General features: G+C 65.2%; 16 protein-coding genes. 13 read left to right on the top strand and 3 right to left on the bottom strand.

The features are described 5' to 3' along the window. Positions 1–42: 42 nt before the first annotated feature. Positions 43–816 carry an AraC family transcriptional regulator gene (locus SriyCCGPB3_RS17280; RefSeq protein ID WP_110713465.1) on the bottom strand — a complete coding sequence of 258 codons (774 nt, stop codon included), beginning with the start codon at positions 814–816 and terminating at the stop codon, positions 43–45. 93 nt (positions 817–909) lie between these two features. On the opposite strand from SriyCCGPB3_RS17280, the gene SriyCCGPB3_RS17275 reads away from it, so the two are divergent. The 7 genes from SriyCCGPB3_RS17275 (at position 910) to SriyCCGPB3_RS17245 (ending at position 13,042) form a co-directional block, all read left to right on the top strand. Beyond that, positions 910–1,674 carry an alpha/beta fold hydrolase gene (locus SriyCCGPB3_RS17275; RefSeq protein ID WP_350259559.1) on the top strand — a complete coding sequence of 255 codons (765 nt, stop codon included), beginning with the start codon at positions 910–912 and terminating at the stop codon, positions 1,672–1,674. 318 nt (positions 1,675–1,992) lie between these two features. Next, positions 1,993–2,493, top strand: a complete 501-nt coding sequence (locus SriyCCGPB3_RS17270; RefSeq protein ID WP_350259558.1) for a CS1 type fimbrial major subunit — start codon at positions 1,993–1,995, stop codon at positions 2,491–2,493. 61 nt (positions 2,494–2,554) lie between these two features. Further along, positions 2,555–5,287, top strand: a complete 2,733-nt coding sequence (locus tag SriyCCGPB3_RS17265; protein WP_350259557.1) for a TcfC E-set like domain-containing protein — start codon at positions 2,555–2,557, stop codon at positions 5,285–5,287. Then, positions 5,284–6,420, top strand: coding sequence for a CfaE/CblD family pilus tip adhesin (locus SriyCCGPB3_RS17260; RefSeq protein ID WP_350259556.1), 1,137 nt, complete (start codon positions 5,284–5,286; stop codon positions 6,418–6,420). The genes SriyCCGPB3_RS17265 and SriyCCGPB3_RS17260 overlap by 4 nt, the downstream gene beginning before the upstream one ends. A gap of 18 nt (positions 6,421–6,438) precedes the next feature. Further along, positions 6,439–7,146: a pilus assembly protein gene (locus SriyCCGPB3_RS17255; RefSeq protein ID WP_350259555.1), complete on the top strand. Its 708-nt coding sequence runs from the start codon at positions 6,439–6,441 to the stop codon at positions 7,144–7,146. Between the two features lie 58 nt (positions 7,147–7,204). Continuing rightward, a complete protein-coding gene (locus SriyCCGPB3_RS17250; RefSeq protein WP_350259554.1) occupies positions 7,205–12,229 on the top strand; it encodes an ESPR-type extended signal peptide-containing protein in 5,025 nt (1,674 codons plus the stop codon). A 69-nt stretch (positions 12,230–12,298) separates the two neighbouring features. Then, positions 12,299–13,042, top strand: a complete 744-nt coding sequence (locus SriyCCGPB3_RS17245) for a hypothetical protein (protein WP_071229172.1) — start codon at positions 12,299–12,301, stop codon at positions 13,040–13,042. Between the two features lie 281 nt (positions 13,043–13,323). Here SriyCCGPB3_RS17245 and SriyCCGPB3_RS17240 read toward each other — a convergent pair whose 3' ends face one another. Together SriyCCGPB3_RS17240 and SriyCCGPB3_RS17235 are read right to left on the bottom strand one after the other, a co-directional pair. Beyond that, positions 13,324–13,968: a hypothetical protein gene (locus SriyCCGPB3_RS17240; RefSeq protein WP_010484059.1), complete on the bottom strand. Its 645-nt coding sequence runs from the start codon at positions 13,966–13,968 to the stop codon at positions 13,324–13,326. 379 nt (positions 13,969–14,347) lie between these two features. Then, positions 14,348–16,771, bottom strand: coding sequence for a penicillin-binding protein 1A (locus SriyCCGPB3_RS17235; RefSeq protein ID WP_350259553.1), 2,424 nt, complete (start codon positions 16,769–16,771; stop codon positions 14,348–14,350). A gap of 219 nt (positions 16,772–16,990) precedes the next feature. Between SriyCCGPB3_RS17235 and SriyCCGPB3_RS17230 the strand changes: the two genes are divergently transcribed. The 6 genes from SriyCCGPB3_RS17230 to SriyCCGPB3_RS17205 all read left to right on the top strand — a co-directional run bounded on the left by SriyCCGPB3_RS17230 (position 16,991) and on the right by SriyCCGPB3_RS17205 (position 23,319). Then, entirely contained in the window at positions 16,991–18,049 is a 1,059-nt protein-coding gene (locus tag SriyCCGPB3_RS17230; protein WP_010484061.1) for a pilus assembly protein PilM, read from the top strand. Further along, a complete protein-coding gene (locus SriyCCGPB3_RS17225) occupies positions 18,049–18,945 on the top strand; it encodes a PilN domain-containing protein (RefSeq protein ID WP_350259552.1) in 897 nt (298 codons plus the stop codon). Before SriyCCGPB3_RS17230 ends, SriyCCGPB3_RS17225 begins: the two co-directional genes overlap by 1 nt. Continuing rightward, positions 18,942–19,598, top strand: coding sequence for a type 4a pilus biogenesis protein PilO (locus tag SriyCCGPB3_RS17220; protein WP_110713450.1), 657 nt, complete (start codon positions 18,942–18,944; stop codon positions 19,596–19,598). The genes SriyCCGPB3_RS17225 and SriyCCGPB3_RS17220 overlap by 4 nt, the downstream gene beginning before the upstream one ends. A gap of 26 nt (positions 19,599–19,624) precedes the next feature. Next, on the top strand, positions 19,625–20,131 hold the full coding sequence (locus tag SriyCCGPB3_RS17215; RefSeq protein ID WP_350260381.1) for a pilus assembly protein PilP: 507 nt from the start codon (positions 19,625–19,627) through the stop codon (positions 20,129–20,131). 21 nt (positions 20,132–20,152) lie between these two features. Beyond that, entirely contained in the window at positions 20,153–22,120 is a 1,968-nt protein-coding gene (locus SriyCCGPB3_RS17210) for a type IV pilus secretin PilQ (RefSeq protein WP_350259551.1), read from the top strand. Positions 22,121–22,293: 173 nt separating this feature from the next. Further along, positions 22,294–23,319: an AAA family ATPase gene (locus SriyCCGPB3_RS17205; protein ID WP_110713444.1), complete on the top strand. Its 1,026-nt coding sequence runs from the start codon at positions 22,294–22,296 to the stop codon at positions 23,317–23,319. Position 23,320: the final 1 nt, after the last annotated feature.

Here is a 23,320-nt window from a genome sequence, read left to right as displayed (position 1 = left end):
CTTGCTGAGTCGAGCATGGCTCGACTCTACAAAAGCAGAGCACTACACCTCTGAATACTGGCTCGGCGAACACCCCAGTTCGCGCCGGAACGCGGCGGAAAACGCACTGGGACTCGCATACCCCAGGTCCAGGGCCACGCGTGTCACCGCCTGCCCCTGGCCCAGCCGTTCGATGGCCGCCAGCAGGCACACCTGCTGCCGCCACTCGGCGAAACTCACCCCGGTATCCGCGCGGAACGTCCGCGTGAAGGTGCGCCGGCTCATGCCTGCATCCGCAGCCACCTCATCAAGCCCGATGGCGAGTGAGGGCGCATCGAACAGCGCCCGGCAGACGTGCGCCAGGCGTGCATCGGCAGGCAACGGCGCATGCAGGGAAAGCATCGGCATCGACGCGATCTCCGCGACCAGCAACTGCATCAGCTTGCCCGCACGCCCGTCCTCGTCGTACAGCGCAGGTAGGTCCACTGCGCCTTCCAGCAGCTGCCGCAGCAGCGGCGAAACGGCATACACGTGGCACTGCGCCGGCATCGTCACCGCAGCAGCGGCCTCGATGGAAAGGAAGGCGTTGAGCATCGTCACCGGCCCGCGCATCGTCATCTCGTGGGCCAGCCCGGCGGGAACCCAGCAGGCGCGCTGTGGCGGCACCAGCCAGCGCCCCTGCGGTGTCGTCACGCTGATGGTGCCGCGCGCGGCGAACGCGAACTGTCCGCGTCGATGGGCATGGCGCGGAAAGGTGGACGACGCTGCGTAGTCGTTCGAGGTGACCACGACATCGCGCGGCAGGTCTTCATAGGGATCGAGCAGCGAATTGCGCATGGCCCGGATTCTATAGCGGTTGACCTGTCATCGACGGTGGGCCGGGCCTGCGTTGCCTAGCATCAACACTCCTCCTCATTGCGGCAATGCTTCATGGCCAACACTTTTCATCGCGTGGGGCAGGGGCCTCACTCCGTCCTGGTCCTGCATGGCTGGTTCGGCGACGCACACGCGTTCGAACCGATCGAGCCGTGGCTGTCACGCGACCACTTCAGCTACATCTTCATGGACTGCCGTGGCTACGGCGGCATGCGCGATGTGGCGGGGCAGTACAGCATCGACGAAATCGCCCGTGACGCACTCTCGCTCGCCGATGCACTTCAGCTGGAAACGTTCAGCGTAGCGGGGCATTCCATGGGAGGCATGGCGATCGAGCGCATCGCCGTGCTCGCCCCCCAGCGGGTGCGGTCCATGCTGGCCATCGCGCCCGTTCCCTGCGGCGGCATGGCCTATGACGCACTCACGCGAGGACTTCTGGAGAGCGCTTCCGGCAGCGTGGCCAGCCGAAGGGCCATCATCGATCGCAGTACTGGCGGCAGACTGCCCGCAGCCTGGCTGGATTGGAAGGCCCGTTATTCAATGGAGCACTCAGCGCCCGACGCGTTTGCTGCCTATCTAGCCGCGTGGGCAGATACGGATTTCAGCGACGAGATCGTCGGCGAGCACCGGTTGAAGGTGGTGGTGGGTGGGAATGATCCCACTTTCAACCGATCACTGATGGAGCGCACCTATCTGCGCCGCTACCGGCAGGCCACGCTGGAGGTTCTGGAGGATGCAGGGCACTACCCGATGAATGAGACACCCTTGGCCCTGGTGGGGGCCATGGAGTCCTTTCTGTTGTCATTGCCCAAGAGGTAGAGTCGAGCGATGCTCGACTAACGCGCGCAGCGCGGGCGTTTCGCGTAGTGTCGGAAGAGCAGTCGACTCTACAAGGGCAAGGCAATGAGGTTTGTTGCATTCAACGAATGAGGGAAATTGCATAACCCTCAAACATTGAGCGCCTTCAAGAATCTTCCTTAGCATTCAATGTTTTAGGAATGCTTGAATGGCCGGCAGGACAAGGGATTTCTAACATTCTCTCCGTCGCCCGCAACCACCTCTGCGGGCGGCGCCTCCCTCCCTTTCTCCTTAGGGGAGGGGGGCTTTCATATTCCCCCTTGTCCGAGAGAGACACCCATGCACGCCATTATCAAGAAGGCCGCGCTCGCTGCAGCGCTGGCCACGGCTTCGCTGTCCGCGCACGCCGTGGAAACCAAGATCTCCGTCTACGCCGACGTCGACCCGACCCTGGCCCTGCTGCGTGATGACGGCAGCGCACTGCCGGACGCCGTCACCCTGACCCACGATCCGCTGCGTGGCCTGATTCCGGACACCCAGCACGTGCGCATCCACTCCAACGACGACACCGCTGATATCGAAGCCAAGATCGGTGGTGCATTCGTGTTGGCCAACGGTGACGGCAAGATCACCGTGCCGATGACGGTCAGCCTCAACAATCGCGCACTCGGCCTCACTGCCGTCGAATTCAAGGCAGCCGATCTGTTCACCGGTGCCGGTTCGACCCCGGGCGCGTCGATCTCGATGCCGCTGGTCATCGCCCAGACCGCTCCGGCGCCGCTTACGACCCAGGGGCGCTACTCGGGCATCGTCAACATCGTGCTGAGCCAGAAGCCCTGATCGAAGGCTTCCCCAGCGCCGGCCCGCATTGCGGGCCGGCCGTTTCTCCAGCGGTGCCCCCATGACCCCACACGCCCCCGCCATCACCCGGCTGGCGGTCGCGCTCGCCCTGGCGTTGTCCACTCCACTGGTGGCCGCACGCGGCGTCCCGCCCGGCTTCGAGGATCTGGTCCAAGGCCAGACCGAACAACTCGATATCCAGCTGTTCGGCCGCTCGGCCGGGCTGTCGCCGGTGCGCGTGACTCTGGAGCACGTGCAGCTGGAAGATCCAGCAAGCGTGCTGCAGTCGCTCGACCTCCCGGCCGAGGCGCAGGCCGCGCTGCTGCCCGCGTTGTCGCAGCCCATGCCGCGCAACAGCCACCTGGCCTGCCGCTTCGGTGGCGCCACTGCTGGTTGCGGCTATCTCGATCCACCAGAAGACCCCGCCGCCGTGCGCGCGCTGTACGACGAAGGCGAGGGCGCGGTGCGCCTGTTCGTCGCCCGCCAGTGGATTCCGGGCAAGCCGGCTGCCGAACGCTTCCACACCGTCAGTGCCAACGCCGAGAACGCTTTCCTGCACCAGCAGGTGATCAATGTCAGCGGCAGCCGCGACTACCAGACGCTGTCCGCGCGCGGCACCGGTGTGCTGGGCCTGTTCGATCGCGGGCATGTCTCCGCCGAATGGAACTTCAACCAGCAGCGCTACCGCAGCCGTGGCAGTGACAGCGCGTTCCAGTTCGACAACGTCTACTACCGCCACGACCTGGGGCAGGCGCACTACCTGCAGGCCGGGCGCATGGACCGCCGCAACCTGTCCAGCCCGCAGGGCGGCACTTTCAGTTTCAGCATGCTGCCGCTGGACCGCCTGCAGGGCCTGCGCGTGGGTACCACCCAGGCCTATGTCGACTCCGATGCCGCCGTGCAGGCCACGCCGTTGACCGTGCTGCTGGCCCGCGACGCACGCGTGGATGCCTACGACGGCACGCGCCTGCTGCAGACCTCCTACCTGCAGGCCGGCATCAACCAGATCGACACCCGCAACTTCCCTTTCGGCAACTACACCATCACCCTGCGCATCTACGAAGACGGCGTGCTGGTGCGCAGCGAAGACGCGCCGTTCGACAAGGGCGGCGACTGGACCAACAGCCAGTGGCAGTGGTTCGTGCAGGGCGGCAGGCGCAACGAGCGTCGCAGTGATCGCTTCGATGGCGAACGCGTGGCGGTGGCCGGCATGCGCGTGCCGCTGGGCCGCGACGTGGCGATGGTGGCCGGCGCCGCCGACCTGGGCGGCTTCCGCTACGGCGAGCTGCGCGTAGACCTGCGCCGCCTGTACGCCACCCAGGAACTACGCGCCAGCTTCGGCGGCATGCGCGGCAACGATGGCAGCACCGGCCAGCAGCACCAGCTGTCGTACCGCCGCACCGCATCCTGGAACATCTACCAGCAGCGCATGCGCGGCAAGGCCTGCCAGTTCGAGGCTGACGCGCGCGATCAGCTGGGCTGTGCCAACTCCCTCAGCGCCTCGATGGCGCTGCCGCTGGCCGGTGGTAGCGCTTACGTGGGCTACACGCGGCGGCAGACCTGGCGCGCCGGGCGCGAGCTTCCCGGTGCGGAAGACGATCCGCTGGCCGGGCTGGACCCGTTGCTGCCGCCGCCGGCGCCGTGGCAACCGCGCCGCGAGCCGCAGCTCAGCCGCACCTGGCAGGCCAGCTTCAGCCGCAGCCATCGCTGGCAAGATTTCAGCGTCTCCACCCGCATGGGTGTGTGGCAGCAGCGTGCCAGCGACAGCCTGCGCGGCAGTGACCAACGCGACCGCGGCATCTACTTCAACCTGAGTCTGACCCGTCTGCTGCGCGGTACCGCCGGCAGCGGCCAGCGCCGCTACAGCGTGGACGTGCGCCAGCCGCAGCACCAGCGCCCGGACATCAACTACAGCGTCGGCCACAGCCTGCGCCAGGAGGTGGACGCGCAGTACCGCGAGCTGTCGACCGAACTGCGCGCCAACAACAGCGACCGTTACAGCGCCACGCTCAGCGGCCAGCTGCAGAACAGCCTCGGCCAGAGTGGCGCCACGCTGGCGCACTACCAGCAGCGCGGCCGCAGCGAGACCGCCTACAGCGGCATGCACAGCTCTGGCTTTGCACTGGGCAAGCGCGGCTTCTACTGGAGCGGCAGCAACGGCGCCGACGCCGGCCTGGCCGTGCAGGTGGCCGACACCGACGACGTCGACCTGCGTGGCGTGGCGGCCGAACTGCAGGTGGGCGGCCTGCGCCGGCAACGCCTGCAGATTGGCGAGCGCCGATTGCTGCCGCTGTCGTCGTACCAGTCGCACCGCGCCGAAGTACAGGACGCCAGCACGCTGGACAGCATCGCCGCCATCCGCGTGACCGGGGGGGGCGGCGCACGGCCGATGTTCCTCAGCCCCGGACGGCTGATGCGCATGCCGGTGCCGATCGAGGTGACCTACACCTTCATCGGCAACGCCAAGGACCTTGCCGGAGCGCCGCTGGGCGGTGCCCGCATCCTCAACGCGCCGGTGCCCGGCACCAGCGCCAACGGCAGCTTCGTTGCCGACTTCCCGCGTCGCGAGACAACGCTGTACCTGCTGCAGGACGACCGCCTGCTGCACTGCCCGCTGCAGGTGCGCGAGCGCCGCCAGGTGGTGCTGCTGGTCGGCGCCGTGCACTGCGAGCCGCTGGCCGTGGCCCAGCTGCCGCCGCAGATCCGCCAGCAGGCCCGGGTGACGCGCCTGCTGCAGGAACGCGCATTGATTGCCGCCACGCCCCAGACCGCTGCTGCAGGAGGAACGCCATGAACCGGCGTGTGTTGTTGGTGTTGATGCTGGTGTGTGCGCTGGTGGTGCTGGCGCCGAGGGCGTGGGCGCAACGTCCGCCCGATACGGATCCGCCAAGCGGAGTGATTACACGCGACATCAAGCTGGGATGGGATCGCTCGGCGATGCCCGGGGATATCGAGATATGGGCGAGAAAGACCTTAGTCGCATATGACCGTGATCCACTAAAACAATATGGAGCGCTCTTTATCACGTGTGCTTCGGCGACGGATTCGGCCACCGGTCGTTGCCCAACGGAGAATACTTCTGAACCTTCGGCAGTAGAGGGAAAGGTAGTCGTTCGGTTGGTTGAGCAGCGCGGCGGCTTGAGTGCAGATTTCACGCTTCTGGCATCCGTCTACCGCGCTGACCAGACTGCGGCCTGTCACTCGAGCTACTGGTCCAACCTATCGTATGTCCCATGGACTACATTTGGCGCTCCTTGCGACTGGAATCCGCCCGCGGGGACGGGAGCAGGACTTCGAATTCTTGCCCCTGAGCTAACTCATCTAACAGCAGGACATTGGCGGGGTGCGCTTGATCTCTATCTGAGGAAGCCGCCAGCCCAGCATCTAGCAAAGTACGTCTTCAACTTCGACTTCACCGTCACCGACTACGACGCGATCTCGATCTACTTCCCCGGCTTCGACGGCGTTGCACCCCTGGTCAACATGGACCTGCGCTACGACCCGATCCGCAAGGTGGTCGCCGGGCGCAAGGAGGTGGACATGTGCCTCTACGACGGCGTGGGCTCGCAGAGCGAATTCCTCGGCGTCACCGTGCGCGATAGCGGGCCGCGCCCACCGCCGGGGCGCGACTTCGCGGTCTGGCATCAGGATGGCGGCAGCGACGACACCCAGCGCCTCGACTACCAGGTTGGCCTGAACTACGGCGGCAACCTACTGGCGATGAAGCACGGCGAGGAACAGCTGCTGCGCGGCATCGACAGCGCGCAACTACGCATGGTGCTGCTGCCGGGCATCAGCCAACCCGTGTACTGCGTGCCCACGCCACTGACGCTGGAAACACCGCCCACGCCCATCGCCAGTAAACGCCCCGGTCTCTACGACGGCGAGCTGACGGTAGAGCTGCGCGTGCCGACTGCCAAACCCTGATCCCTTCGGAGGCTCATCATGAAGAAGCTGCTGTTCTGCCTGTTGCCGTTGAGCGCACTGCTGGCCCCGCCGGCACAGGCCAATCTGTCCATTCATCCGATGCGTGCAGCGGTGGATGCCAAGCACGGCACGAAGATCCGCGTGTACTCGCAATCCACCCAGCCGCAGTACGTGCAGGCACGCCTGCTGCGCATCACCAACCCGGCACAGGTGGGTGAAGAAGAGATTGAAGTGGAGGCCGCCGATGCTGCGATTGCCATCACGCCTGGCAAGTTCGCACTCAGCGGTGGAGGCAATCGCCTGATCCGGGTGATTCCGCTGCAGACGGTGGAGAAAGAGGCGGCCTACCGCATCTACTTCGAAGGGGTGAAGGGCCCCGACGGCACGATCCTGGAAGGCGATGAACAGGCGGCGCAGGCCAACGTTGGTGTCAGCCTGGTCTGGGGCGCGCTGGTGAACGTGGTGCCTGCCAAGGGCAGCGTGGATCTGCAACTGCAGGGCAACACCCTGCGCAACACCGGCACGCTGCGCGTGGGCATCACCGGTGCTGCCGAGTGCAGTACCAGTGGTGTGTGCACACCGCTTGAGCTGTCCAGAAGCCTGTACCCCGACGCTGCGCTGACCTTGCCGTTCCAGCTTCAGCCGGGCAGCACCCTGCAGCTGCAGTACCGACTGTCGAACGACAGCTATCGCGATCACGTAACGACCCTGGCGCCCAGCGCCTGACGTTCTTTGCTCCGCGCATGCGCGGAGCTTCATTTCCCTTGTTTGTTAAGGAATAAACATGAACCACATCTATCGCCGTATCTGGAACAAGGTCAAGCAGTGCTGGGTGGTGGCCAGCGAGCTGTCCCCTGCTAGGGGAGGCAAGAAAGGCAGCGCTGGTTCCCGGGTTCGCGGCGCTCTCCTGCTCGTGGCACTGCTGGGTGCATCGCCGGTTCATGCGGAAATTGGGCCTCGGTGTACAGAAGAACTCAGCGATGAAAGCCAGTGTTTGGAAGGTGGATCTGAGCTATCTGTGTTCAGTGCAGCTGCGATGGAGCGTGGCATGCATTCGGCAGGTGCCGGAATCATGGCGGCCGGACCATGGTCGACAACCTATGGTGACAGAGCGAATGCACCAGGAGAGCACAGCAGCGCGTTTGGATATGGTGCAACCGCCATTGGAAACGGCAGTGCCGCAATTGGATCTGGGACGATTGTCCAAGGTGAGAAAAGTTCGGCATTTGGACCAAGGGCAGAAATTGAGGGGATGCTCAGTGTTGCGTTTGGATACAGAACGGATGCGAAGGGCGGTCATGCGACAGCACTGGGCGCCAATGCTCTGGCAGATGGAACTGGAACGGTTGCAGTTGGGCACGATTCGCGGGCCGTAACCCTCAACTCGATTTCTGTTGGTAGTGGATCCCGCACGAACTCAACGGGCGGAATTTCAAAGATCGCCATCGGTGGAAACGCCTACGCGGGCACGAGTGGCTGGACCGGTGCAGTTGCGCTGGGGGGGCAGTCACAGGCAAGCCACGACAGTGTGGCAATCGGCTACGAATCACGAACGACTGCGGCTAGCTCGGTGGCGTTGGGTGTGCATTCTCTCGCAAATGAAGGGAACACCGTTTCGGTCGGCAATGAGACGATCAAACGCCGCATCGTCAATCTTGCCGACGCTCGTGTGAGCAGTTCCAGCACCGATGCGGTTACCGGCAAGCAGCTCTACGCCACCGAGCAGAAAATCGGTTCCTTGAATGGAATGATCAAGGCAGGCTCGCATTCCGACTCCTTTGTGATCGGGGCGGGCTCGGTCTCTTCCTCGGCGAGCACCGTATCGGTGGGCAATGCGAGCAAGAAACGCCGCATCCAGTACCTTGCCGATGGCGTGATTGGTGCCGGCAGCACGGATGCCATGACGGGTAACCAGCTGCATGCCACCAACACGAAGGTGGCGGCCGTCGAGAAGACTGCCGATGCCGCGAAGGCGGATCTTGTTGCAGTGCGCGACCTCGCGCAGAAGGCCGCCAATCGTATTGACGCGGCCGCACCGGCGCTGGGCAGGGGCGCGCTTGCAGAAACGGGCGCCTACGGCGCCAGCACTGCGCTTGGCGATGCCGCCAAGGCCTACAACAGCGGCAGCGTGGCCTTGGGGGCCAACGCGTTGGCGGGTGTGGACGTGGACGGAAAGAAGATTGTCGGGTCGAACTCAGGTGTCTCCCTGGGCGCCAACAGCCGAAGTGGCAATGGGGGCGTCGCTGCGGGCTTCAGGGCCGACTCCACTGGCGCCTGGAGCGTGGCGATGGGGGCCGATGCCAAGGCCCAGGCCGATCATAGTACCGCTGTCGGCTATCAGAGCAAGGCGACTGCTGGCCAGAGCACTGCATTGGGTCGCAGCAGCGAAGCAACTGCGCTGTATACCAGTGCATTCGGAAACCTTTCGAAAGCAACTGCGGTCAGCGCGGTCGCGCTGGGCGATCGTGCCCAGGCCAAGCATGAGAACGCGGTGGCACTGGGAGCCGGGTCCGTCACCTACTCTGCCAACTCGGTCTCGGTGGGTAACGCCTCGGTCAGGCGAAAGATCCAGTACGTTGCAGACGGCAGTATCAGCAAGAGCAGTACGGATGCTGTTACCGGCAGCCAGCTGTTCGATACCCAGCAGACTGTAGCCAAGGCTCAGACGACAGCTGACGCCGCAAAGACCAGTGCCGACAGCGCGCTGACCAAGGCCAACACCCTCTCCGGGCTTCTGAGCCAGACCTCTGCCTCGGGCAATGTCCGCCTGGGCGCAGCCAACAGCGGCACCGTACTGGACGTGCGGAACAGCGCCAATGCGAGCCGCAAGATCACCGGTGTTGCCGATGCAGCGTTGTCCACCACCAGCACCGATGCGGTGACAGGCCGGCAGCTCAATACCACCAACAGCAACGTCAGCACCGCACTGAGTGACGCCAGTGCAGCCAAGACTACTGCGAACACCGCTCTGACCCAGGTAGGAACGCTCAATGGATTGCTCAGCCAGGCCAGTACCAGCGGCAATGTTCGCGTGGGCGAGAAGAACAGCGGCACCGTGCTGGATGTGCGCAATAGCGCGAACGCGAATCGGAAGCTGACTGGTGTGGCTGATGGAGTGGTCAGCGCCAGCAGCTATGAGGCCGTCAACGGCAGGCAGCTCAACGCGACCAATGACAAGGTGGCGACGGTGGAGGGCATTGCCAGGACTGCGGGCACGGAAGCTGCGGCCGCAAAGGGGGATGCGTCCAAGGCGCTGGCCGAGACAGCGGTGCTGGGCGGGCTGGTAGCACAAGCTTCTCCGGCTGGCAGTGTACGTCTGGGTGAGAGGAACAGCGGCAGCCTACTGGATGTGCATAACAGCCTCGGTTTGAGTCGACGGATTACGGGTGTCGCGAACGGCGTGTTGAGTCTAGGGAGCAACGATGCCGTGAATGGTGGGCAGTTGTATACGACCAACACCGCAGTGCAGGCAGCCACGGTCGCTGTTGAAGAAGCCGGTCGTAGGATCGGGGAGATTGAGGGGAAATCGAAATTCATGGCGGTTGGCGCGCCGATAGATGATGTGAAGGCGCAGGCTGGTCGCTTGGGAATTGCACTTGGAGATTCCGCGGAGGCGTCACTTGTTGGCGAGGGTGGTGTTGCTATCGGAAGTTATGCGAAGGCGCGGGCAACAAACTCGGTAGCGATCGGGCGCGCGTCCGGAGTTGCTGAGGATGCGGAGAACGGTTTTGCATTGGGCTCACGCTCGCGAGTTGAGGAAGCGAATGGGCTGGCGGTTGGCGCAGGCAGCTACGTGCAGAAGGGAGCTACGAACTCCGTTGCGCTTGGCAATGGTTCAATCGCTGAGGAGGCTTCCACGGTTTCTGTCGGTGGTGGGCTGCTAAAGCGCCGACTTGTCAATGTTGAAAGAGGCGCCGCTGACCACAACGCCACCACCGTCTCCCAGCTCAAGGATTCCCTCGCCACGCTCGGCGGCGCCGCAGGCATGGATGCCAATGGCAACATCATCGCCCCGACCTACACGGTGCAGGGCGGAACGCAGAGCACCGTCGAGGATGCGCTGACGGCACTCGATGGCGCCGTCATCACCGCCGGCCGTCGCGCGGACAAGGTGGAAGGTCAGCTCAGCTCGATCTTCCAGGATTCACCTTCGGCGCGTACCGACGGCATGAGCCAGATCGCGCTGAATGGCGTGAACGGCATGGTACTGACCAATCTTGCCGATGGCCGGGTGGCCCCAGGAAGCCGTGATGCCGTAACGGGCAACCAGCTGTACGCCGCAGAGCAGAAGATCTCGCAGAATCGGAATGATCTGGACGCGATGCGCAAGGATCGGGAGATGGGGCAGCAGGCAATGCGAGAGATGGATGCAAACGGCCCAATCGACTTCGGTGGTGCGCGCTTGACTGGCGTGGCCGACGGCTCTATCTCGGCAGATAGTCGAGATGTAGTTACGGGTCGACAGTTGTTTTCGGTAAGTGACCGCGTATCCGAGATTGAGCATCAGGGACGGTTCCTCAGAATTAATACGGATCAGCTCAGCGAAGATGCGTTTGCGGGCTTCTTGGGGGTTGCAATTGGTGACTCGGCTCGCACGCAGGGCGAGGGAGGGACGGCTATCGGTTCGTTTGCCTCTTCGCTGGGCGTAAATTCTGTCGCTATAGGCCGTGGATCTTCCGTGTCAGCGAACGCTTTGAATGGCTTCGCGGTGGGGGCTGGTGCACATGTCGCGTCGACGAACGGGGTTTCAATTGGTGCAAGTTCAAGAGTCCACGTGGGCGCAGAGGGATCATTGGCGCTGGGTGTGGGGTCTGAAGCCACTGAGGCAGGAACTGCATCCTTCGGGAGTGCGGGAACTGAACGCCGCCTCGTAAACATCGCCAACGGCACCGCCAACCACAACGCCGCCACCGTCGGCCAGCTGCGTGGTGCACTCTCCGCCCTCGGTGGCGAGGTGGATGCCAACGGCAACATCGTCGCCCCGCGCTTCAACGTCCAGGGCCAGGCGCAGTCCACCTTGAATGGCGCACTTGAAGCACTGGATGGCGCGCTCGTCACCAACACCTCGCGCGTGGACAAGGTCGAGACCCAGCTCCGCTCCGTCTTCCAGGACACCCCCTCGGTCCGCGTCGATGGTGTCAACCAGCTCACCCTCGCCGGCGCCAACGGCATGGTCATCTCCAACGTGGCCAACGGCCTGATCGCGGCCGGCAGCCGCGATGCGGTCAACGGTGACCAGCTGCATTCGATGCAGCAGCAGCTCAATGGCCGCATGGATGGGCTGGAGCAGCGCATCGACGATGCCCCGGCACCGCGTGCCCTGGCGTCGTCCTCGGTGCCGAAGCCGCAGACCGATGAAACTTCGGTGGTACCGGAAGGCAAGGATTCCCAGCAGGTCGCGTCGGTAGGCGAGGGCGACAAGCCCATACCGCAGCCGAAGATCAACAAGGACGACTCGCCGAAGCCGCAGGTGGACACCGCCGAGCTGGAGAAGATGCTGGCCCGTGCCAACGAGTACACCGATGGGGCGATCAGCAACTTCGAGCGCCGCCTGGACAAGATGGACAAGCGCTTCAACCGCATGGCGGCGATGAGCAGCGCACAGACGGCGATGGCGATGAACACCGCCGGCCTGGCCACCTACAACCGCCTTGGTGCGGGCGTGGGCTACAGCGAGGGTGAGTCGGCGATGGCGGTGGGCTACCAGCGCGTGCTCAATGAGAAGGGCTCGGCCACCTTCAGCCTCAATGGTGCGTTCACCAACAGCGGTGAGCGCAGCATGGGCGTCGGTGTGGGCATCGGCTGGTAAGCCATGGAGCCCCGGCGTGACGCGCGTAATCCACCCCGCCGCGCCGGGGTCCTCGCCCAGGAGATGGCGATGTACAGATGGGTAAAGGGAATCATCAGCTATCGCACGTTCTACATCTGGCGGGCGCGCTATCGCTACTACACACGGAACCTGGATCTGTGGACGCTGATGAGCGGACTATGCATCGCCGGTCTGTTGCTGGTGCTGTGGTACATGTGGCGGATGCTGAGCGTGCCGACGCCGCGCGTGCACCCGGAGACAGCGGCGCTGCGCATCGAGGGTGTCACCAGGGAGGCGATCCATCGCATCGTGCTGGTGCGCCACGCGGGCAGCACGCCGGGTGCTCCGTTCACTACGCCGGAGGAGGTGCGGGCAAGCACGCTGCGCACGATACGGGTACGGCAGGTGATGGACAGCGAAGTGGTGTGGCGGCTGAAAGCCGACATGCTGGCGGACATCGCTGACTACATCATGGCCACAGGTGGGTGCTTTCCCTACGATTGCCGGCGGGTCCTCGATCGATTGGACTACGTGCGCCAGGCGGGTGTTGAGAATGCGCAGATCAACGCTGCGCTGGCGACGATCCTGGAGGTGTCGTTGGACCAGATGCCGTCGTTGGAGGCAGACGAGCATGAGCGGGTGAAGAGTGGTTGGTCGGATGGGTTCAACGACATCTACTACCAGTCCTGGGTGTTGCGGGACCTGCAGGCCATGCACGCACAGATGATGCGGGAATATCCGCAGCGTGCCCCCGCACCGTGGTTGCCGCGGCTGCTCAGCGACCCGCTGCGCGATACCCGTTTTGTCTGGTAGCGGGAGCAAGATGGGCATCATCTGCCAGAGCAGGTAATACCGCTTTTGTAGAGTCGAGCTTGCTCGACTGCTCTCCGCTCAGCCATCGAAATGCACGAAGCACAGTGCGGACCAGCGGTCCGCACCTACCAAACACGGGTGCAGCGCCCCTGTAGAGTCGAGCCATGCTCGACTGTTCTCCGGTCAGCCATCGAAATGCCCGAAGCACAGTGCGGACCAACGGTCCGCACCCACCCAAGGCAGGCACCGCTGCGCTCGCCGGCCATGGACCGGCGCTACCGTCACCCGCCGATGTACGCGGTGATCTCCGCCTCGGCCAGCACCTGCCGCAACTGCGCTACAGACGCGCGCCGCATCGGCTTCTCATCCACCGGTGACAGCGGCGCCTGACGCAGTGCGTCGTACGGCAGCACGGCCAGGTCGAAGGTCAGCTCCTCGGCACTGAACACCCACACCGGCACGTCCAGGCAGCGTTCGCGGTCCATGCGCAGGCGACGCGTCCGCGATTCGGCGGGAATGCCGTGTTCGTCCAGGAAGCGGTGCACGGCTTCCGGGTCGTCACTGTGCAGGTGCAGTTGCACGGGGCTGTTGGCGTCGGCGGTGCCGTCCAGTACGGGACCGGCCAGGCGCGGGGAGAAGCCGTGCAGGAACTCCAGCGCGCGCATCGCGGCTTCACGGCGGCGCTGCAGTTCGTTGCCGTGCTGGGGCCCGGAGAACAGCCGCTGGTACTCGCGCAGGGCGTCTTCGATCTCGGTGTTGCGGGGAAGGGAGGCATCGTCGTGGATGCCGAGCCGGCTGGCGGCCTTCAATTTGGCCTGGTGGTAGTCGCGGATGCCGCCTTCGGCCATCAGGCGGGCGGCTTCGTGGGCGAGGCGGTGACGCCGCTCGCGGGTCTGGCTGGCAGCATGCTGACGGGCGCGATGCATGCGATGACTCCCTGTTGCGACCTGGCTACAGACTAGCGCACGGATGTGACATCTGCGTGGGTATGGCGGATGCAACCGCTCTGGTGGGTGCCGACCTTGGTCGGCACAGGGCGCCAACCGAGGTTGGTGTCTACAAGGGCAGCATCAGTGCCAACCAAGGTTGGCACCCACCAACGCTCTGGTGGGTGCCGACCTTGGTCGGCACGAGGCGCCAACCAAGGTTGGCGTCTACCAGGGCAGCATCAGTGCCAACCAAGGTTGGCACCCACCAACGCTCTGGTAGGTGCCGACCTTGGTCGGCACGGGGCGCCAACCAAGGTTGGCATCTACCAGAGCCGCATCGGTGCCAACCCACGGTTGGCACCCACCAAACCCTTCCTCAGAAGATATCGAACGCGGCGGCGTCGGCCTGCGGCGTATTGAGGTTCAGGTCGTAGTCGGTCAGGCGGTCCATGTCTTCCACCTTCACCCACTCGGTGGCGCCGTTGAGGGTGGCCTGGACCATGCCGCTGGGCGGGTCGTTCTGCGCGATCGGGGTGTCCTTCAGCGCGGTGCGCATGTAGTCGATCCAGATCGGCAGCGCGGCCTTGCCACCGTATTCGCGGTAACCCAGCGAGCGGAAGTCGTCGCGGCCCACCCACACGGTGGTCACGTACGGGCCGCCGAAGCCGGAGAACCAGGCGTCGCGGTGGTCGTTGGTGGAGCCGGTCTTGCCGCCCACGTCCTCGCGGCCGAGCACCTTGGCCTGGGCACCGGTACCGCGCTGGACCACGTCGCGCATCATCGACACCAGCTGGTAGGCGGTGCGGGCGTCGATCGCGCGCGGGGCGGTGCGGGCATCCGGGTTGGCCGGAGCCGCCGGGGTTTCGGTCTTGGCTTCGGCCTTGGCCGCGGCGGCCGGGTCCACCTTCGGGGCCGGGGCACCGAAGTTGAAGCCGTCCACCACCTGGTTGACCGGCTGGTCGCTGCTGCCGGCGCAGTCGCGGCAGGCCAGTGCCGGGTTTTCCTTGAACACCAGGTTGCCGTCGCGGTCGTTCACCTGGTCGATGAGCCAGGTGTCCACGCGCGAGCCGCCGTTGGCGAACACGGCGTAGCCACGGGCCACCGACAGCGGGGTCAGCGAGGCAGTACCCAGTGACATCGACAGGTTCGGCGGCAGTTCCGATTCGGCGAAGCCAAACTCGCTGATGTACTTGCGCGCGTAGTCCACGCCCATGCCATCGAGCAGGCGCACCGAGACCAGGTTGCGCGACTGCACCAGCGCTTCACGCAGGCGCATCGGGCCGCGGAAGCCGCCGCCGTCGTTCTGCGGGGCCCAGGTCTTGCCGCGGCGGTCGCGGAACACGACCGGGGCGTCGAGCACGATCGAGGCCGGGTTGTAACCCTTGTCGAAGGCAGCCGCGTAGACGAACGGCTTGAAGCTCGAACCCGGCTGGCGACGGGCCTGGGTGGCGCGGTTGAACTTGTTGCCGGAGAAGCTGAAGCCACCCACCAGCGCTTTCAGCGCGCCGTTGTGGGCATCCAGCGAGACCAGCGCGGACTGGCCGCGCGGCAGCTGGTCCAGCAGCCACTCACCGTCCTTGGCACCGGCGCGTACGCGCACGATGTCGCCGCGCTGCACCAGCTTGCCCGGGGTCTTGTTGGTCCACTTGGCGGCACCGGCCGGCAGCACGATCTCGCTGCGGTTGGCCAGCACCACGGTGGCGCTGCCGTCGGCGCCGGTGCTGGCGACGATGGCCGGCAGCAGTCCGGCCTGGGCGAACATGCCACGCAGGTGCTCGGCCAGGGCGGCGGCGTCTTCGCCGGCACTCACCTGGACCTGCTTCTCCACGCCGTGCCAGCCGTGGCGGTGGTCGTACAGCAGCAGGCCATCGCGGACAGCCAGGTTGGCGGCGGTCTGCAGGGTCGAGTCGATGGTGGTGGTGACGTGGTAACCCTTGTTGACCACATCGCCGCCGAAGCGGGCGATCATTTCCTGGCGCACCAGCTCGGCCACGTACGGGGCATCGACCTGCACCGGCGGCTCATGCGCGGTGGCGTGCATCGGCACCGCCTTGGCCGCGTCGGCCTCGGCCTGGCTGACGAACTTCAGGTCGGCCATGCGCTGCAGCACATAGTTGTCGCGGCGCTGGCGGGCACGCTCCGGGTTGGAGATCGGGTTGCCCGAGGACGGGAACTTGGGGATGCCGGCCAGCGAGGCCATCTCGTCCAGGTCCAGCTCGTTCAGCTTCTTGCCGTAGTAGAACTCGGCAGCGGCGGCCACGCCGTAGGCGCGGTTGCCGAAGAAACTCTTGTTCAGGTACAGCTCGAAGATCTCGTCCTTGCTCAGCTCGGACTCGATCTTCCGCGCCAGCAGGATCTCGGCCAGCTTGCGGGTATAGCTGTACTCGGAGCTGAGGAAGAACTGGCGGGCGACCTGCTGGGTGATGGTGGAGCCACCCGGCACGCGCTTGTCGTTGGTGGTGGCCAGCAGCCACACCGCGCGGCCGATACCCATGTAGTCCACGCCGCCATGCTCGTAGAAGCGGGCGTCCTCGGTGGCCAGGAACGCCTGCTTCAGCTTCTCCGGCACGTCCTTCATGGTGATCGGGGTACGCCGGGTCTCGCCGAACACGGCCATCAGCTTGCCGTCGGCAGCGTAGACGTACATCGGCTCCTGCATTTCAACGTCGCGCAGGGTCTGCACGTCGGGCAGCTTGGAGGACACAGCGTAGTACAGACCGCCCACGGCGGCCGCGCCGATCAGCGCCAGGACCAGGACAATCAGGAAGATCCAGCGCAGCCAGCGGCGGAGTCGAGTCATCGGGTTCAGATTCCGATTGCGAATTTCGTGGTCGCAGAGTATAGATTACGCAAGGTGGCGGCTGGGGTCGCCGCCGGGGAGCGCAAAGGGAACAGTCAGGGGCTGCATGGTGAATCCGTGAGGGACTTCACAGCAGGGCCGTTGCCATTTGCTAAGAATACGTTATTAATGCTCGGGCGCAGGTCTTGCGTCCAAGTGCCCGTCGGCAGGGGAGAAACCGTGGGGCTCATCCCAAAAAGTCAGTCGCCGCTTGTGGGCGTCGACATCAGTTCGACTGCGGTAAAGCTTTTGCAGCTGTCCCGCAGTGGCAACCGTTTTCGTGTGGAACATTACGCTGTGGAACCTCTTCCGCCGAATGCGGTGGTGGAGAAGAACATCGTGGAAGTGGAGGCCGTGGGTGAGGCCATCCGCCGTGCGATGAACCGCTCGGGGAGCAAGGCCAAGCTGGCCGCTGCCGCCGTCGCCGGGTCGGCGGTGATCACCAAGGTGATCCCGATGCCGGCCGAGCTCGACGAAAACGACATGGAAGCCCAGATCGAGCTGGAAGCGGTCAACTACATTCCGTACCCGATCGAGGAAGTGAACCTGGACTTCGAGGTGATCGGGGCGATCCCGAACAACCCGGAGATGGTCCAGGTGCTGCTGGCCGCGTCGCGTTCGGAGAACGTGGAACTGCGCCAGTCGGCGCTGGAGCTGGGTGGCCTGCAGGCCAAGGTGATGGACGTGGAGGCCTTCGCGGTCGAGAACGCCTATGCCCTGGTCGCCAGCGAGCTGCCGGTATCCATCGAGGGCGTGGTCGCGCTGGTCGACATCGGTGCCACCATGACCACCCTCAATGTCCTGCGCGGCGGCCGCAGCCTGTACAGCCGCGAACAGGTGTTCGGTGGCAAGCAGCTGACCGACGAGATCATGCGCCGCTACGGCCTGAGCTACGAGGAAGCCGGACTGGCCAAGCGCCAGGGCGGGCTGCCGGAAAGCTACGAGATGGAAGTGCTGGAGCCGTTCAAGGAAGCCACGGTCCAGCAGATCAGCCGCCTGCTGCAGTTCTTCTATGCGGGCAGTGAGTTCAACCGCGTCGACCACATCGTGCTGGCCGGCGGCTGCGCCGTGCTCGGCGGTCTGCCGGAAATGGTCGAGGAACAGCTGGGCGTGCCGACCGTGGTCGCCAACCCGCTGGCACAGATGACCCTGGGCCCGAAGGTGAACGCGCATGCGCTGGCCCAGGATGCCCCCGCGCTGATGATCGCCACCGGTCTGGCGCTGAGGAGCTTCGACTGATGGCACGCATCAATCTATTGCCCTGGCGCGCCGAACGGCGCAAGCAACGCCAGCGCGAGTTCTACGCAATGCTGGGCATGGCCGCGATCGGTGGCCTGCTGCTGTCGCTGCTGATCTGGTTCTATTACGACCGCCAGGTGAGCGGCCAGATGGACCGCAACGCCTATCTGGAAGCCGAGATCGAGAAGGTCAAGGAACAGAACAAGGAGATCGACCGCCTCGACGCGCAGAAGGACCGCCTGCTGGCCCGCAAGAAGGTGATCGAGGAACTGCAGGCCAAGCGCTCGCAGATGGTGCACCTGTTCGATGCGCTGGTGCGCACGATCCCCGATGGCCTGGTGCTGACCGCGCTGAAGCAGGAAGGCGATGTGCTGACCCTGGAAGGCCGTACCCAGTCCAATGCCCGTGTTTCGGCCTACATGCGCAACCTGGAGACCTCCGGTTGGATGACCAACCCGGAGCTGTCGATCATCGAAGCGCGTGACCCCGAGAAGGACAAGGACGGCAAGACCGGCCCGGTTGCGGATATCAAGGCGCTGCCGTACGTGTTCGTGGTCAAGGTGAAACTGCCGGCACAGAGCGAGGAAGTGGCGGCGACGCCGGGCCTGAACGCCGACGGTTCGGTGGCGACGGCTGCGCCGGCGCCGGTGGCACCGCTCGCCGCTGGCCCGGATGCGGCCACGCCTGCGGCTCCGGCTGCAGGTCCGGCAGCGAACCCGGCTGCACCGACGCCGGCGGCACCTGCTGCCGCGCCGGCAAGTGCGCCGGCCGCTGCTCCGGCCAAGCCGAACCAACCGGCCGTACCGGCTGCCCAGCCTGCCCCGAAGCCTGAGGGCAGCCGCCTGGCGCAGCCGCCGCAGGCCTTCAATGCCCCGCTGCAGGGGGACCGCGCATGAGCCAGAAGATCGATCTGAAGAACCTGGATTTCAACGACATCGGCAACTGGCCGCAGAAGGCCAAGATCGTCTTCTGTTCGCTGCTGGCACTGGTGATCATGTTCCTGGCGTGGATGCTGCTGATCAGCGGCAAGCGCGAGGAACTGGCCGGCCTGGAATCGAAGGAAACCGAGCTGCGTTCGGAGTTCACCAAGCAGCAGGAACGCGCGGTGAACCTGGCGCCGCTGAAGCAGCAGCTGGCGCAGATGGAGCAGGTGCTGCAGCAGATGCTGCGGCAGCTGCCCAGCAAGACCGAAATGCCGGACCTGATCATCGACATTTCGCAGACCGCGCTGTCCAGCGGCCTGACCAACGAGCTGTTCGAGCCCGAGCAGGAGCAGGTCAAGGAGTTCTACGCCGAGAAGCCGATCAAGCTGCGGATGGTGGGCAGCTACCACCAGTTCGGCGCGTTCGTCAGCGGCGTGGCCTCGCTGCCGCGGGTGGTGATCCTGACCATGCACGACATCAACCTCAAGCCCAAGGACAAAACCAGCGGCAACGTCCGCAGTGGCGCGCTGGAACTGTCCGGCACGGTCAAGACCTATCGCTACCTGGACGAGACCGAGGTGCAGGAACAGCAGAAGGCTGAGGCCGGCAAGGAGGACAAGAAGTGATCCGTTCCTTCTTTGCACGTTGTGGAATGGCGGCTGCCGTGCTGCTGCTGGCCGCATGCGGCCGCGGCGTGACCAGCACGCCGGGTGATGCGCCGAATCTTGAAAAGTGGGTGGAGGGCGAGCGTGCACGACCGGCACAGCCGCTGGAGCCGCTGCCGGTGATGCAGCAGTTCGAGACCTTCGAGTACTCCGCGCAGGGCATGCGCGACCCGTTCACCGATGCCTGGACCAATCCGCAGCAGGGGAATGGCGGAATGCGTCCGGATCCGAACCGGCGCAAGGAGCCGTTGGAAGGCTTCCCGCTGGATGCACTGGACATGGTCGGTACCATCGGCACCGGTGCAGGCACCGTCGCGCTGGTGATGGGGCCGGACAAGGTGACCTACCGGGTGCGCCCGGGCGGTTACCTCGGGCAGAGCGACGGGCGGGTCACGGCGGTCTTCGAAGACCGCGTGGAGCTGATCGAACTGGTGCCGGATGGCGCGGGCGGCTGGCTGGAACGGCCGGCAACGCTCTCGCTTGAAGATCAATGATCGTTTACTGGGGATAGCACGATGACCTTTCACCAAGCCAAGGGGCTGCGTCCCATCCGGCGCTCTACCTTGAACCGTGTCAGCGCGTTGGGAGTCGCGCTGATGCTGGCCTGCGCTCCGGCGCTGGCCGCCGCACCGGCGGAAAAGCCGGTGGGCGCTACCGTGGCCCCGGCGAACGCGCCGGCCGGCCTGTCGGTGGCCAAGATCGATTTCAAGCGTGGCGATGACGGCGCCGGGCGCCTGATCGTCCAGTTCGACGGCCAGGGTGCGATCCCGGACCTGCGCACGCAGGGCAACAGCGTGGTGGTCGACGTCGGCAACGCCCGACTGCCGGCCAACCTGCAGAAGCCGATGAACGTCACCGACTTCGCCACGCCGGTGCAGCGCATTGATGCCAAGCCGTCCGGTGCCGGCACCCAGCTGGTGCTGAGCACCGGTGGCGCCGTGGAATCGCTGGCCTACCAGAGCGGCAACGAGTACGTGGTGGAGATCAGCCCGCGGCAGGCTCCGGCCGCCGTCGGTGCGGTCACTGCCGGCAGCGTCACCCAGGCCGCCAAGGCTGTCGGCCAGCGCGGTTTCACCGGCAAGCCGGTGACCTTCAACTTCCAGGACGTGCCGGTGCGCACCGTGCTGCAGTTGATCGCTGAAGAATCCAATCTCAACGTGGTGGCGTCCGATTCGGTACAGGGCAATGTGACCCTGCGCCTGGTCAATGTGCCGTGGGACCAGGCGCTGGACATCGTGCTGCGTGCCAAGGGCCTGGACAAGCGCCGCGACGGCAGCGTGATCTGGGTCGCTCCGCAGGCTGAACTGGCCAAGTTCGAGCAGGAGAAGGAAGACGCGCGCATCGCCATCGAGAACCGCGAGGACCTGGTTACCGACTACGTCCAGATCAACTACCACAGCGCCACCCAGATCTTCAAAGCGCTGACCGAAGCCAAGGGTATCGGCGGCAGCGGAAGCGGTGGTGCAGGTGGCTCGGGCTCGCCGTCGCAGGAAGACAGCGGCTTCCTGTCCTCGCGTGGCCGCATCGTCGCCGACGAGCGCACCAACACGCTGATGATCAGCGACATTCCGAAGAAGATCGCGCGCATGCGCGAACTGATCGGTGTGATTGATCGCCCGGTCGACCAGGTGCTGATCGAAAGCCGCATCGTCATCGCCACCGATACCTTCGCCCGCGAGCTGGGTGCGAAGTTCGGCATCAGTGGCAGCCGTGACAATGTGTACTTCAGCGGCAATCTGGAATCCAATCGCCTGACCCGCGAATCGCAGGTCAAGACGGCGCAGGACAATGCCAAGGCCGAGCGTGACTGGATTGCTGGCGGCCGCGTCGGTCCCCCGCCGGTGCCGACGGGCTCGACCATCACCCGTGGCCTGAACTGGAGCCTGCCGGTCGCGACGGCCAGCAATCCGGGTTCGCTGGCCCTGTCGATCCTCAACGCCGGGTACCTGCTGGATGTGGAGCTGTCGGCCATGCAGGAAGAGTCCCGTGGCGAAGTGATCTCCAACCCGCGCGTGGTCACCACCAACCAGCGCGAAGCGCTGATCAAGCAGGGCAAGGAAATCGGCTACGTCACCATCAGCGGTGGTGGTGCCAGCGGCATTGCCACGCCGAACGTGCAGTTCAAGGAAGTGGTGCTGGAGCTGAAGGTCACCCCGACCATCACCAACGACAACCGCGTCTTCCTCAACATGCAGGTGAAGAAGGACGAAGTGGACCAGCTCATCCAGCTGGACGGTTACGGCACGGTGCCGTCGATCAACCGCCGCGAGGTCAACACCGCGGTACTGGTCGAGGATGGGCAGACCGTGGTCATCGGTGGCGTATATGAGTTCACCGACCGCAGCAGCATCAACAAGGTGCCGTTCCTCGGCGACGTGCCGTTCCTCGGCAACCTGTTCAAGAAGCGTGGCCGCAACAAGGACAAGGCCGAGCTGCTGGTGTTCGTCACCCCGAAGGTGCTGCGCGTGGCCAAGCAGAACTAAGCCCGCGCAACCCATGATGCGAAGAAGGGCCGCCGCGTGCGGCCCTTCTTCGTTTCCGCCGGTAGATCCACGCCATGCGCGGATGGGCCGTTCAGCCGTTCTTGATGCCAATCGCAGGGCACCCTGCGATGATGTCGGGAACCCGTGCCGTCCCGCGCCGGTCAAAGGCCCCCATGAACCTGCCACCGCCGATGCCCGAAACCGCCTCGCCGCCGCCTGCGCCGGCCACCTCCCGCCTGCATGCCGCCTTCACCCAGCTGCGCGACGCGCTGTCAGCGGAGATCGTGGGCCAGGCCGCACTGGTCGAACGTCTGCTGATTGCCCTGCTGGCCGACGGCCATCTGCTGGTGGAAGGTGCCCCGGGCCTGGCCAAGACCACCGCCATCCGCGCGCTGGCCGCGCGCTTGGAGGCCGATTTCGCCCGTGTGCAGTTCACCCCCGACCTGCTGCCGGCCGATCTGACCGGCACCGAGATCTGGCGCCCGCAGGAAGGTCGCTTCGAATTCGTGCCCGGTCCGATCTTCCATCCGATCCTGCTGGCCGACGAAATCAACCGCGCACCGGCCAAGGTGCAGTCGGCGCTGCTGGAAGCGATGGGCGAGCGCCAGGTCACCGTGGGTCGCCACACCTACGCACTGCCGTCGCTGTTCCTGGTGATGGCCACGCAGAACCCGATCGAGCAGGAAGGCACCTTCCCGCTGCCCGAAGCGCAGCTGGACCGTTTCCTGATGCATGTGCGCATCAGCTACCCCGACCAGGCCGCCGAATCGGAGATCCTGCGGCTGGCCCGCGAGCGCGCCCGTGGCGCGCTGGGCGAGGCGGCACCGGCACCGGAGAAGCTGCCGATGCAGGATGTGTTCGATGCCCGTCGCGAAGTACTGGACCTGCACATGGCACCAGCGCTGGAGCGCTACCTGATCGAACTGGTGCTGGCCTCGCGCGATCCGTCGCGCTATGACGCGGGTCTCGGCCGCCGCATCGCCTGGGGTGCAAGCCCGCGTGGATCGATCGCGCTGGAACGCTGCGCACGTGCGCGCGCCTGGCTGGCCGGCCGCGATTTCGTCACCCCTGATGACGTGCGTGCGGTCGCTGCCGACGTGCTGCGCCATCGCGTGCTGCCCAGCTACGAGGCCACCGCCGAAGGCTGGGATGGTGAGCGCCTGGTGCAGGAGCTGCTGGCCCGGGTGCCGGCACCCTGAG

It is taken from the genome of Stenotrophomonas riyadhensis, assembly GCF_040256885.1.
GTDB classification, from domain to species: Bacteria; Pseudomonadota; Gammaproteobacteria; order Xanthomonadales; family Xanthomonadaceae; genus Stenotrophomonas; species Stenotrophomonas riyadhensis.
Note: the sequence above shows the minus strand (reverse complement) of the source record. Positions and strands in the feature narration are given on the sequence as shown.